This is a genomic window from Brevibacterium sp. FAM 24630 (assembly GCF_049804075.1).
Classification (GTDB): domain Bacteria; phylum Actinomycetota; class Actinomycetes; order Actinomycetales; family Brevibacteriaceae; genus Brevibacterium.
Genome location: NZ_JBNBZD010000005.1, coordinates 109,556 through 122,223, shown reverse-complemented (window position 1 = coordinate 122,223; position 12,668 = coordinate 109,556). Strand labels below are relative to the sequence as shown.

At 66.3% G+C, this 12,668-nt stretch carries 9 protein-coding genes; 3 read left to right on the top strand and 6 right to left on the bottom strand.

The window, feature by feature from the left end; all coding sequences use genetic code 11:
* Positions 1-86: 86 nt before the first annotated feature.
* The 6 genes from metX to ACPUD7_RS05745 form a co-directional block, all read right to left on the bottom strand.
* Positions 87-1,121 carry a homoserine O-acetyltransferase MetX gene (gene metX / locus ACPUD7_RS05770; RefSeq protein ID WP_135540925.1) on the bottom strand — a complete coding sequence of 345 codons (1,035 nt, stop codon included), beginning with the start codon at positions 1,119-1,121 and terminating at the stop codon, positions 87-89.
* A gap of 1 nt (position 1,122) precedes the next feature.
* A complete protein-coding gene (locus tag ACPUD7_RS05765; protein ID WP_425119394.1) occupies positions 1,123-2,445 on the bottom strand; it encodes an O-acetylhomoserine aminocarboxypropyltransferase/cysteine synthase family protein in 1,323 nt (440 codons plus the stop codon).
* Positions 2,446-2,649: 204 nt separating this feature from the next.
* Positions 2,650-6,117 (bottom strand): error-prone DNA polymerase, encoded by a 3,468-nt coding sequence (locus ACPUD7_RS05760; protein ID WP_135540929.1) that lies wholly within the window; start codon positions 6,115-6,117, stop codon positions 2,650-2,652.
* Between the two features lie 54 nt (positions 6,118-6,171).
* A complete protein-coding gene (locus tag ACPUD7_RS05755; RefSeq protein ID WP_135540931.1) occupies positions 6,172-7,770 on the bottom strand; it encodes a Y-family DNA polymerase in 1,599 nt (532 codons plus the stop codon).
* Positions 7,760-8,533 carry a DNA recombination/repair protein RecA gene (locus tag ACPUD7_RS05750; RefSeq protein WP_240689951.1) on the bottom strand — a complete coding sequence of 258 codons (774 nt, stop codon included), beginning with the start codon at positions 8,531-8,533 and terminating at the stop codon, positions 7,760-7,762. Before ACPUD7_RS05750 ends, ACPUD7_RS05755 begins: the two co-directional genes overlap by 11 nt.
* 39 nt (positions 8,534-8,572) lie before the next feature.
* A complete protein-coding gene (locus ACPUD7_RS05745; protein ID WP_135540933.1) occupies positions 8,573-10,165 on the bottom strand; it encodes an HNH endonuclease signature motif containing protein in 1,593 nt (530 codons plus the stop codon).
* Positions 10,166-10,410: 245 nt separating this feature from the next.
* Between ACPUD7_RS05745 and ACPUD7_RS05740 the strand changes: the two genes are divergently transcribed.
* The 3 genes from ACPUD7_RS05740 to ACPUD7_RS05730 all read left to right on the top strand — a co-directional run bounded on the left by ACPUD7_RS05740 (position 10,411) and on the right by ACPUD7_RS05730 (position 12,576).
* A complete protein-coding gene (locus tag ACPUD7_RS05740; RefSeq protein WP_425119393.1) occupies positions 10,411-11,151 on the top strand; it encodes a class I SAM-dependent methyltransferase in 741 nt (246 codons plus the stop codon).
* Between the two features lie 90 nt (positions 11,152-11,241).
* Positions 11,242-11,706 carry a tRNA (cytidine(34)-2'-O)-methyltransferase gene (locus tag ACPUD7_RS05735; RefSeq protein ID WP_135540937.1) on the top strand — a complete coding sequence of 155 codons (465 nt, stop codon included), beginning with the start codon at positions 11,242-11,244 and terminating at the stop codon, positions 11,704-11,706.
* 45 nt (positions 11,707-11,751) lie between these two features.
* Entirely contained in the window at positions 11,752-12,576 is an 825-nt protein-coding gene (locus tag ACPUD7_RS05730; protein ID WP_135540939.1) for a PfkB family carbohydrate kinase, read from the top strand.
* Positions 12,577-12,668 lie beyond the last annotated feature (92 nt).

Here is a 12,668-nt window from a genome sequence, read left to right as displayed (position 1 = left end):
CGGTCTGCGGGGGCTTTGTGCTGTCTGCTCTCAGCAGTGCTGCCTGCTTGCGGCGGTTCTGTCTGCTTGCGGAAGTTCCGTGAGCTTCAGGCGGCGAGGAACTCTGCGAGTGTCGCAGAGATCTGTTCGGTTTCGGTGAGGAACCCGTCGTGGCCGACGGCCGAGTCGATGACATCGTGTCTGACCCGGCCCGGCAGTGCCTCGGCGAGGATGCCCACCTGTTCGGGTGGGAACAGTCGGTCCGAGGACACGGAGACGACGAGGTTGTCCCGGCACGCATCGGCCAGTGCGGTGGCGAGGTCGGCCGAGCGGCCGTGGCGGACATCATGGTCGCGCAGCGCACGGGTGAGCACGATGTAGCTGTGCGGGTCGAACCGGGCGGTGAGCTTCTTCGCCTGATGGTCGAGGTACGAGGTGACCTCGTAGTAGTCCTCGGATCGTCTGCGACGGGAGAACCGTTCGTTGAGTTCGGCGTCGTTGCGGTAGGTCAGATGCGCGATCTGACGGGCCAGGCCGAGTCCCTGTCCCGGAAACCGACCGACGGCCGAATAGTCTCCGGAATAGTAGTCGGGGTCGAGTTCGATCGCCCGCTCCTGCATCATCGCCCAGGCGATCTGGTCGGCTTCGCAGAATGCGGGAGCGGCGAGGATCGCGCATTTGCGCACCTTCCGCTGGTCCAACAGCGCGAACTCCAGGGCTCGGGCGCCTCCCATGGATCCGCCGATCACGGCGGCCCAGGAGTCGATGCCGAGGATCTGTGCGAGGTTGTGCTCCAATCTGGCCATGTCCCGGATCGAAACCCGGGGGAACCGGGAGCCGTAGGCCAACCCGTCATCGAAGATCGACTGCGGACCGGTCGTGCCCGAACAGCCGCCGAGAGAATTCGCGCACACGACGAAGTAGTCGTTCGTGTCCACGGCCTCGCCGGGGCCGACGACACCCGCCCACCAGTCGGTGACGCGGGTATCGCCGGTCAGAGCATGTTCGATGAGGATCGCATTGGACCGATCCGAGTTGAGAGTGCCGAAGGTCTCATAGGCGATCTCAACCGTACCGAACGTGTGTCCCGAATCCGTGCCGAAGCCCAGGATCCGTTCGACCGAAGTGCTCTGGGTGGTCATCTCAGACCGCGGTCGACGCCTTCGCCGCTGCTGCTGCGAAGCCCTTGTCGAGGTCGCCGATGATGTCGTCGATGCCTTCGAGGCCCACGGACAGGCGCACCAGTGCGGGGTTGACTCCGGCCGCTTCCTGAGCCGCGTCGTCGAGCTGCGAGTGCGTGGTCGAGGCCGGGTGGATGACGAGGGAGCGGACGTCGCCGATGTTGGCCACGTGTGAGTGCAGTTCGAGGGCGTCGACGAAGGCCACAGCTGCGTCGTAGCCGCCGGCGATGTCGAAGGCCAGCACGGATCCGACGCCGTTGGGCAGGTACTTCTTCGCCTTCTCGTTCCAGGGGCTCGAGGCGAGCCCGGCGTAGGCGACGCGGGTGACCTGGTCGTGACCTTCGAGGTAGGCGGCGACCTTCTCAGCGTTCTCGACGTGGCGGGCGATGCGCAGGCTCAGCGTCTCCAGACCCTGAGCGATGAGGAAGGCGTTGAACGGGCTGGCCGCCGGTCCGAGATCGCGCAGGCCCTGCACCCGGGCCTTGAGCCCGAAGGACACATTGGCGCCGAAGGGGCCGTCGGCTCCGAGGTCGCGGGCGTAGACGAGGCCGTTGTAGGACTCATCGGGTTCGTTGAAGCCGGGGAACTTCTCCGGCTGTGCGCCGTAGTCGAAGTTTCCGCTGTCGACGACGACACCGGCGATCGAGGTGCCGTGTCCGCCGAGGTACTTCGTGGCCGAATGGAGGACGACATCGGCGCCGTGTTCGATCGGACGCACGAGGTAGGGGCTGGCCAGCGTGTTGTCGGTGAACAGCGGCACACCGGCGGCGTGGGCGATATCAGCGACGGCGGTGATGTCGAGGACATCGGAGCGGGGGTTGGAGACGACCTCTGCGAAGAACAGCTTCGTGTTCTCCTGCACGGCGTTCTTCCACTCGTCGAGATCGTCGACGTCGACGAAGGTGGTGTCGATGCCGAGCTTGCGCAGGGTGACGTTGAAGAGGTTCTGCGTGCCGCCGTAGAGGCTGGAGCTGGCCACGATGTGATCACCGGCACCGGCGATGTTCGTGATCGCCAGCAGGGCTGCGGACTGTCCCGATGCGGTGAGCACGGCGTGCACTCCGCCTTCGAGGTCGGCGATGCGGTTCTCCACGACCTCGGTGGTCGGGTTCGTGATGCGGGTGTAGATCGGACCGAGCTCGGAGAGGGCGAAGCGGTTGGCCGCGGTCTCGTTGCTGTCGAAGACGAAGGAGGTCGTCTGGTGAATGGGCAGGGCGCGCGATCCGGTGGCCGGGTCGGGTGTCTGTCCCGCGTGGATCTGACGGGTGTCGAATGACTGGCTCATGGTGTCTCTCCTCTGTGAGGGCGACGGCGGTGCCGGCGGTTGAGGTCGATGTGATGTTGTCTACTGTCATCGACTTTCTCGGCGCACGTCCGCCTGTGTGTCATGTTGGTGTCATCACGTGTCATCTTTCGTCACAGATGACAGACTCCCGCCGGTCGCATTTCGACAGGCATTTGCTGTGCGCAGATCAGCCGGCCCCTGTCCTCAGCGGAAGTTCCGTGCCTTCGTCGGCAGCTGCACTTCGAGCGGGATGAGTTTGTGTGCGTAGAGGCTCACGACGTCTCCCCCGCGCTGGATGAGACCGGTGACGACGAGGACGTTGCGGGAGGTCGCGACCGCGCGGAAGCGTTTCATCAGTCCGGCCGTGGCGACGACATTGAGCATTCCGAATTCGTCTTCGAGGTTGATGAAGGTGATCCCCGAGGCGGTGGCAGGACGCTGCCGGTGGGTGACGATCGCGGCCACGGTCATCCGGGTCCCGTCCGCAGCGCGTGCGGCATCCGCGGTCGAGGAGTACCCGCGGGCGCGCAGCGTCTCCCGCAGGATCTGTGTGGGGTAGCCGTCGACGGTGATCCCGGTGGAGAAGAGCTCGGCCAAGGTCACATCGAAGGCGTCCATCGTCGGCAGCGCCGGTGCCGAGTCCACCGTCGCCGTCCCCGGCAGCAGCCCCGGGTGGGCACCGGCGACTCCCCCGGCCAGCCACAGCGCCTGCCTGCGGTCGAGGTCGAATCCGGCCAGGGCTCCGGCCGTGGCCAAGGACTCCAGGGCCTGCTTGCCGATTCCTGTGCGTTCGGCCAGGTCCGCCACCGAGGAGAAGGGAGCGGATTCGCGTTCGGCCACGATCACCTCGGCGAAGGTGCCGACATGTGCGACCGTGTCCAGTCCCAGACGGATCCCCAGCTCCCCCGCCGAGGCGGCCGCCTCGGTGCCGGTGCTCCCCGCGTCCCCGAGCCCGACCCGTTCGAGGTCGGTCGCCGCCTGCGAACAGCGGATGTCGACGGGCAGGATCGGCACCCCATGTCGGCGGGCATCGGCGATGAGCGACTGCGGTGAGTAGAAGCCCATCGGCTGGCTGCGCAGCAGTCCGGCAGTGAACGCCGCATGATGGTGATGCTTGAACCAGGCGGACTGGTAGACGAGGTTCGCGAAGCTGATCGCGTGCGATTCGGGGAACCCGTAGTTCGCGAAGGCGGCGATGGTCGCGAAGATCGCCTCGGCGGTATCTTCGTCGACCCCACGTTCCAGGGCGCCGAGGCGGAACTTCTCTGCGAGTTCGGCCATCCGCTTCTCCGACCGGCGTGAGCCCATGGCCTGCCGCAGGCGGTCGGCGTCGGCCCCGGTGAAGCCTCCGACATCGATGGCCATCTGCATGAGCTGCTCTTGGAACAGCGGCACTCCGCAGGTCTTGGCCAAGGACTTCTCGAGCAGCGGGTGGAGGTATTCGACCTCGTCGAGGCTCTGCCGCCTGCGGATGTATGGGTGAACGGAGCCGCCCTGGATCGGGCCCGGGCGGATGAGCGCGACCTGCACGGCCAGGTCGTAGAACGTCTTCGGTCGCAGCCGAGGCAGGGTCGCCAGCTGGGCCCGGGATTCGACCTGGAAGACCCCGACGGCATCGGCGCGGCACAGCATCTCGTAGACGGCGTCATCCGTGTCGTCGATCTCCGCCCGGTCGATGAGGACGCCGGTGTGGCGGTGGACGAGACCGACCATCTCGTGCAGGGCGGTGAGCATGCCCAGGCCGAGCAGATCGAACTTCACCAGTTCCATGGCCGCACAGTCGTCTTTGTCCCACTGCACCACGGTGCGGTGGCCCATCGTGGCCTTCTCGATCGGCACCACCTCGCCGATGGCACGGTCGGCGAGGATCATTCCGCCGGAGTGGATGCCCAGGTGCCGGGGTGAGCCGAGCAGGTCTCCGGCGACCCGGAGCACGGGCGCGGGCACCGACGAGTCTGCGGCATCGGGCAGGCTCGCCCACCGGTTGCTCGCCTTCGAGAACGCATCCTGCTGTCCGGGAGCGTAGCCGAGGCTGAAGGCCGCGTCCCGGATCGCCGATTTCGCTCGGTAGGTGATGACATTGGCGACCTGAGCGGCCCGATCTCGGCCGAAATGATCGTAGACGTATTGGATGACCTCCTCGCGGCGGCCCGATTCGATGTCGATGTCGATGTCCGGATACCCCTTGCGGTCCGGGGACAGGAACCGGTCGAAGAGCAGCTCGTGCTTGACCGCGTCGACGGCGGTGATGCCGAGGACGAAGCAGACCGCGGAGTTCGCCGCCGAGCCCCGCCCCTGGCAGAAGATCCCCATCTGACGGCAGAATTCGGTGATGTCGAAGACGATGAGGAAGTATCCGCAGAAACCCAGCTGTGCGATCATGTCCATCTCCCGATCCAGCTGCTCCCACGCTCTCGGGTTCTCGGCTCTGGTCCCGTAGCGGTGCCGGCCGCGGTCGGCGATGAGACCGCGCAGATAGGCCTCCCCGTCGCCCTCATCGGGCATCGGCGCCTTCGGCAGATCGGGACGGGCCGCAGACAGGACGAAGGAACATTCCCTCCCGATCCGCACCGCGTTCTCCAACGCCTGCCGGGGGAACCTCGCGGCCATCTCCTCTCCCGTGTGGATGCGGGCGCTCGCCGTCGCCGGCAGCCATCCGGTCAGTTCGTCCAAGGAGAGTCGTGCGCGCACCGAGGCTCTCACCTGCGCGGACTTCCAGCCGGCGCGGGTGGCGAAGTGGACGGCGTTGCTCGCCACGATCGGCAGATGCGTGCGCTTGGCCAGATCGCCGAGGTGGCGCAGCCTTTCGTCGTCATCCGGGGTTCCGTCCCGGCTGAGTTCGACGGCGACCCGATCGGGTCCGAAGAGCGCAGTGAGTTCGCGCAGAGCGCCGAGGCCCCCATCGTCATCGCCCAGGGCCTGTCGCAGCGGACCCTTGCGGCAGCCGGTGAGGATCATCCAGTCGCCGTCCATCGCCGCCAGCTCTTCGATGTCGAAGACGGGGCGGTTCTTCTCCCCGCGCAGATTCGCCTCGGTGATGGCCTGGGAGAGTCGGTGGTAGCCGTCGACGCTGCGAGCGAGGACGAGCAGGTGTTTCGCATCGGGATCGGTCTGGCCGGGGATCTTCTCTTCCAACCCGAGGGACAGTTCGGAGCCGAAGACAGTGTCCAGCCCCGCTTCGGCGGCGGCATGGGCGAAGCGGACCGCACCGTAGAGACCGTTGTGGTCGGTCAGCGCCAGAGAGGTCAGTCCGGCAGCGGCTCCGGCGGCGACGAGCTCTTCGGGTTCGGACGCCCCGTCGAGGAAGCTGAACTGGGAATGCACGTGCAGCTCCGCCCACTCCACGTTCGTCCGTCGCGGCGGCGGACCGCCGTTCGTCCCCCTCCCCATGCCGGCGCCTGTCGGTTCGTGGTAGCGGCCGCGCCCGTCCGAACCGCCTGGTCCGACGGAGACCTGGTAGCGGTCGGGGCGAGAGAACGCCGGCGCGTCGGAGCCGTCGGCATGTTTGTCAACACTGTGTTTGTCGGCACTGTGTTTGTCGGTTGCGCCGTCCGCTCCTCCCGTCCCCGGGGCGGCACGTGAGTCGGAGGCCTCGCGTACTCCGGGTGTGTCTTTGCCTTCGAGTCGGCGGGCGAGCTTCGACCAGGGGGTGCGCGGGTTCGAAAATCCCATCGCGGCCTCCTCTCATCCATGGTTTCTCATCAGTGACCGTGGTCCGGAACCTGATCAGCAGTAGCGTCCGGTCAGGTACCACTGGCCGTGTTCCTTGCTCAGCAGCAGAGCGCGCCCGGTATCGGTGACGACCTGCAGTCGGGTCCGGTACACGGCCCGTTCGGGATCCCACCACCCGGATTCGATGGGCCAGGAGCCCGAGTAGTCGGTGACGGCCTCGGTCTGCCCGGTGGGGAATCTGATCGTCGCCGGTGTGGCCTCCAGCCCCGAGGGGCGGGCTTCCACCGACGTCCCGTCGGCTGCGAGCACGTCGACGGCGAGGCGTTCGACGGTCGTCGGACGGGGCGCGTGCAGGGCACCGGGCCAGGGCGCAGAGGGGCTGCGCTCAGGGACGGCTGCCTGCTGCCACGGGGTCCACAGGTTCGTCTCGGCGGGGTCCCACCCGCCTTGGAGGCCGGGGACCAGGACGGCATCGGGTCCGAACAGTCCCTGCAGACGTTCGAGGGTATGGGTGATCTGCCCGGTGTTCTCGTCGAACAGGCTCCGCGTGGCACCGATCGGGGTGGTCAATTCGGCGGCGATGAGGCGCAACGCGATGATGCCGTCTTCGGAGAAGTCCTCGACGTCGGGGGCCGGATCGTCGACGGTGTCGGGCTCCTGCCGACTGTCGCCGCGCGGAGCTGCACCGCCGGCCAGCCAGCCTTCGGCCTGCCACCTCAGTCGGTCTGCGATCGAGTTCTCCTGCATGTCCTCAATCCGCCAGGTTCGGGATGAGGATCGACCGGCTGCGGCATCGAGTTCGATCGTGATCTGCGTGCAGACCAGCCCCTGCCTGCGCACCTTGGCCAGCAGATCTGCACCGAGCTGGCGGGCGAGGAATCCGAGGGTGTCGCTGCGGGTCGTCGGGGCATCGAGGTCGAGTTCGACTTCGAGCTGTTCGCCGCGGACGTGGTCGGCAAGCGGGACCGTTTCCCGACCGGAGGCCAGGTCGTGCACATGCCGGCCGAAGGCACCGAAGCGTGCGCTCACGTCTTCGGCCGCAAGGCGAGCGAAGTCGCCGAGGGTGCGCAGCCCCAACTGCAGGAAGACCTCGATCAGCCCGGTCGCCTCGGTGCCGGCGTATTCCAGGGTGGTGATCGGCTGGGCCGAGAGGAAGTCCACGGTCTGCCCGGGCTCGACCCGACGCGCTTGACCTGCGGCGAGGACGGCGGCGAAGACGGTGTCGGCGATTCCGGGGAAGAATTCCCATCCGGTGTCGTCGACGAGAGCGGAGACCAGGGTTTCGACAGCGCCGGCTTCGTCTGCGCAGCTGTGTCTGAGCGAATCGAGAGGGATCGCCAAGGTTCCCGGGCTGAGCAGAGTGAACCGGGCGACGAGGTCTTCGAGGGCGGCGACTCCGGCACTGAAGTGTCGGTTGTCTGCCTCTTCATCCCAGACGGCGACATGGGCTTCCGGGCAGCGGTATCCCACGGCACGCCTGTTGTTGCCGGCGGTGATTCCGGCCGCACGGGCGGGAGCATTGGCGGCGATGACCTTGCCTCCGTGGAGGACTGCGACCGGGCGGCCCGGTCCGATGCCGTGTTCGACCGCTGCGGCCACGGCCGGCCAGTCGGGCACCGTCAGGACGAGGGTGCGGCTGAACTCATCCGACATGGCTGATCACCTGCCGCAGCTGTGTGATCGTCGACCAGCGAGGATCGTCGGCGGTCTCCGCATCCCCTGTCCCTGTCTGGGTGGTGGACACTCCGGCAGCTGCATCGGAGGTTTCGGCGGGAACGTCGAGCGTCCCCGCGGGGACGCTCGTGGGAGTCCCGGACGGGCCGGGCAGCAAGAACCGATGGGCTCCCGTCTGTGAACGAGCACGGACGAGGCAGGACTGCAGACGCCCGCGACCGTGTTCGGCACCCGACCAGCGGGTATCGGTGATCTCGATCTGCTCCGTGCTGCCGGACAGGGGACGGAGACTGATGAGACTCATCCGTCGTTCACGGATCTTCGCCAGGAGCCGAGCCCGTTCCGAAGCACTCGGGGCGAAGCCGGGGTCGACGAGGATGATGTCGAAGGATTCGATGAGGATCGAAGCCACCCGCAGCCAGTCCTCACCGGGGGTCGCGAGGTTGACGAAATGGTCGAGGTCGACACCGAGGTCGGCAATCGAGGACACGGCCGGTTCGCCGAGTCCGATGCCGGCACACCACTTCTGTTCCCGGGTCGCCGCAGCGATCGTCGCCAAGCCGCAGCTCAACGACAGCTCACCGCTGACGGTGACGAGTTCACCACGCGGCAGACCACCGCGGCGAAACAGCGGAGAGAGCACAGGATCCACCGGATGGGGTGGGATCTGATCGAACAGAGCCGCAGCCGTGGAGATCCCCATCTCCCGGCTGAGCTGTTCGACGACCGGTGCTGCTGACATGACATCTATTATCGAACTGGTGTTCGAAATTGGCAAGATTCAGACACCAGCTCTGCGCTCCCGGGCGTGTCGCCATTCGGCTTCGAACATCCACGCGATGCAGAGGCCGAGGTCAAAGCCGTAGCCACCGCCGACAGTGCCGGGATCGGCCGCCTCAGTGGCCTTCCTGACCTCTGCAACGCGAACCGCTGTGTTGAACATCATCCGTCCCCTCTCCCGACTCTCCAGGGGAAGCAGCTGAGAGCCATCGGGCAGATAGAAGGCGAAGGCCGCGGGACCGCGCATCGCTCCGGCGAAGTCTGCTCCGGTGCGTTCGATGCGCAGCTGGTACTTGTGCACCACGGTGTGGTGTCTGCGGCAGAGCAGGATGAGGTTGTCCATATCGGTCGCCCCTCCCTGCGACCAGGGACGAATATGGTGGGCATCGCACCGTCTGCGGGCGCGGCAGCCGGGGAATTGACAGCAGACATCGCGCACGCTCAAGGCCATTCGCTGTCGCCTGCTCACCAGTCGCCGCGAGCGCCCGAGCATCAGAACATCGCCTCCGCCGTCCTTGACCACCCCGTTGATCAGCGCCTCACAGCTCAGGCGCTCCGCCGTCGCTGCGGTGATGCCGCCGAACCCTTCGATCCGACAGGTTGTGTCCGCTCGCCCTACAGGCGCCTCCGGTTCGGCCTGCGTCCCCGCGGGGACGCAGACTTCAGTTCCTGTCCTTGCCGGGATGCTGAGAAGAGGGGGCTCAAGTCCGGGGGCGGCTTCCACGGCAGCGCCGCTGCGGGTGATCACCTCGGCGGAGGCGTGGACGAGCAGCCGAGCACGATCGGCATCGACCGAACCCGCCGGCTCGGCGCGAGGGAAGGCATGGATGATCTCCATCAGGCACATCACTTGGGAGATCGGCTCATCAGGCGCCTCGTCCACCGCAGTGCCGTCCTCGGCCACAGATCGGAGCTCGTCGGAAGCGCCGTCGCGAACGGGACGCTCGAGAACCTGACGGGCGGCATCGAGCATCGTGGCGATCTCCGCGGCTTCGTCTTCCTCGAGGTCGATCGTGATCCGGGTCCGACCAGGCGCCACCTGACGCATGCTCACACTGTCTTGAGCCAGGAACAGCGGGAACGGTCCGTTGTCGATCTTGTCGGCCAGCTGCTGGTAGTTCTGGGAGATCCGGCTGATCTGGCTGCCCGTGGCAAGAGTGGCCAGGCGCAGCGCCTCATCGTCGCCGATCCGCTCGCCCAATCGGGTGACTTCCCGCACCTTGGAGAAGCTGATGTCCCCGTCTGCCAGGCTCCTCTTCACCTTCGGCATCTCTCGCAGCGCTGTCATCACACGGACGTATTCGCGTGCAGTGTGCATGCTCACCGATGCCACATGCATCACCCATTCGGCCAGAGTCCTCACTCCGACCCATTCCGCCCACAGCCCCCGCCGCTCAACCTCATCGATGAGGGCGATGACGCGAGCGTGACAGAAGGAGATGCACGAGATGTTGCGCCGGATATCGGTCACGATCTGTGCGCAGGTGAGGGTGCTGAGATCCACGTCGGCCGCGGCCCCTCCAAATTCCCCCGGGTCGACACTCAGCCCGTCGAGCTCTGCGGTCTCCACATCAATCGGCTTGTCGTCTCTCATGGTTCTGCCCTTCCGCGACCCTTCGGTCCTCCGGTTCGGCAATCCCCACGACCGCCAACCGTGCCATCACTCTAGAAGTCGGCACTGACACGAGAACTCAATCGAACGCAGACCGGCGACTTCGAACGCATTCCAGATTCGATTGAGTTTCGTTTCTGCAGGTGACCGCGCTGAATCACGCCGGCCCCGCGGATTGCCGAACTCTCAGCCCCGGTCATGTCAGCACCGACGGGTAGGGTGACTCCATGACCGAAGGCAGCAACGACAGCGCAGACGACGGCGGCCACGGCTCGGACACCGCACAGTCACAGACACCGACCCCGGTCGAAACGCGCACCCGTGAGGTGTCCACGCGTGACTCCTATGATGCGATCTCGCAGACCTACACGGACTGGATCGCTGATGAGCTCACTGCGAAACCGCATGATCGGGCCATCCTCGGGGCCTTCTCCGAGCTCGTCCTCGGTACCGGGTCGGCCGAAGTCCTCGACATCGGCTGCGGTCCCGGTCGCATCACCGCATTCCTCGCCGCGCTCGGGCTCACCCCACGCGGTCTCGACCTCTCCCCTGCCATGATCGGTCTCGCCCAGGGCCTCTATCCGACGCTCGGATTCGACATCGGGTCGATGACCGCCCTGCCCTATGCCGATGAATCCTTCGCCGGCCTCGTCGCCTGGTACTCGACCATCCACGTCCCCGATGATGCGCTTGCGCTCGCCTTCGCCGAGGCGGCCCGTGTCCTCCGCCCGGGCGGTTGGTTCCAACTGGCGTTCCAGCTCGGTGACGGGGTCGATCACATCGCCGATCTCGCCGGTTTCCCTGTCGATCTCGATTTCCACCGCCGCTCGAACGATCAGGTCCTCGCCGCCCTCGAGCCGCACGGTTTCACTCCGGCCGTCCGTCTCGAACGCGAACCCGACCGAGTGGGCCGCTATCCGGAGGCGAGTCGGCAGGGATACCTGCTCGTCCGCAGGGCGGTGCGGTGACCATGGTCACCGCACCGGAAGAACGGCAGCGGCACACGTGCGATCGCGCTGTCGGACCAGCGGGCCACAGGGTGAGAAGATGAGAGGGATATGAATATCGACATCGTCTTCCACACTCCCGAGATCCCCGGCAACACCGGCAATGCCATCCGGCTCGCCGCGGTCACCGGGGCCCATCTTCATCTTGTCGAGCCCCTCGGCTTCGACCTCTCCGACGCAAAGCTGCGCCGAGCCGGTCTCGACTATCACGACCTCGCCCATGTCACCGTTCACCCATCGCTTGCCGACCTGTGGGGCCACCTCGGTGAGCGTCGAGTGATCGCGTTCAGCACGCACACGGACAATTCCTTCGCCGAGGTCGAGTACCGAGACGGTGATGTCCTCCTCTTCGGGCGGGAATCGACGGGCCTGCCCGACGAGGTCACCGACGACGAGCACGTCGACATGGCCGTCCGGATCCCGATGCTGCCGGCTCGCCGCTCGCTCAACCTGGCGAATTCGGCATCGATCGCCATCTACGAAGCCTGGCGCCAGCACGGCTACGCGGGGGCTTGAACCCGCGTAGACTTCTTCGCGGACGCTTTACCTGAAAGGACCACTATGACCGCCAAAGTGCTCACCGTCGCAGGATCCGACGTCTCCGGAGGAGCCGGACTCGAAGCCGACTTGAAGATGTTCGACGAATACGGTGCTTTCGGCACTGCCGTCGTCACCTGCATCGTCACTTTCGACCCCAACGACGCATTCGGCCACGTCCTCGAATTCATCGAACCCGAGGTCGTCAACCGCCAGCTCGAGTCGACGCTGGCCGTGCACGAATTCACCGCCATCAAGTCCGGAATGCTCGGCTCCGTCGACTCGGCTCTGGTCCTCGCCGAAGAGCTGAAGACCAACGAGCTGCCCTACGTCTTCGACCCTGTGCTCGTATGCAAGGGCGCGGGCACCATGGTCGATCTGAAGGATCTCTTCGTCGAGAACCTCGTGCCCTTGGCCACCGTCGTCACCCCGAACCTCGAGGAGGCCGCTACCCTGGCCGACGTCGACCCCATCGATTCTGTCGAGGGCATGATCGAGGCCGCGAAGATCATCCACGGCCAGGGTGCGAAGAACGTCGTCGTCAAAGGCGGAGCCCGCCTCGCCGGTGACGATGCCGTCGATATCCTCTTCGACGGTGAGTCCGTGACGACTCTGCGTTCGCGCAAGGTCAACAACAAGCTCGTCAACGGGGCAGGCTGCTCCTTCGCCTCCTCGATCGCGGCGGGCATCGCCACCGGTCTCGACATCAAGGACGCGGTTGTCTCCGCCAAGGAGAAGGTTGCTCACGGAATCGCGAACTGCCTCGACAACGCCACCGGCGTCGCTTCGCTCTACCACCCGGCGGCTCGAGTGAGCCCTTCGCCCGAAGTCTCCGTCGTCGTCGACTGAGCACTGCTCAGCCGGGTTGTGTCCCCGCGGGGACGCAACCTGCCTCGTCCCCGCGGGGACTTCATCCCTGACCCAGATGGTCTGCAGACAGC

Coding starts and splice junctions, on each gene's coding strand:
- ACPUD7_RS05755 (WP_135540931.1), bottom strand. CDS start 7,770: ATGTCGGATGAGTTCAGCCGCACCCTCGTCCTGACGGTGCCCGACTGG.
- ACPUD7_RS05730 (WP_135540939.1), top strand. CDS start 11,752: ATGACCGCCAAAGTGCTCACCGTCGCAGGATCCGACGTCTCCGGAGGA.
- ACPUD7_RS05765 (WP_425119394.1), bottom strand. CDS start 2,445: ATGAGCCAGTCATTCGACACCCGTCAGATCCACGCGGGACAGACACCC.
- ACPUD7_RS05760 (WP_135540929.1), bottom strand. CDS start 6,117: ATGGGATTTTCGAACCCGCGCACCCCCTGGTCGAAGCTCGCCCGCCGA.
- ACPUD7_RS05740 (WP_425119393.1), top strand. CDS start 10,411: ATGACCGAAGGCAGCAACGACAGCGCAGACGACGGCGGCCACGGCTCG.
- ACPUD7_RS05735 (WP_135540937.1), top strand. CDS start 11,242: ATGAATATCGACATCGTCTTCCACACTCCCGAGATCCCCGGCAACACC.
- metX (WP_135540925.1), bottom strand. CDS start 1,121: ATGACCACCCAGAGCACTTCGGTCGAACGGATCCTGGGCTTCGGCACG.
- ACPUD7_RS05750 (WP_240689951.1), bottom strand. CDS start 8,533: ATGTCAGCAGCACCGGTCGTCGAACAGCTCAGCCGGGAGATGGGGATC.
- ACPUD7_RS05745 (WP_135540933.1), bottom strand. CDS start 10,165: ATGAGAGACGACAAGCCGATTGATGTGGAGACCGCAGAGCTCGACGGG.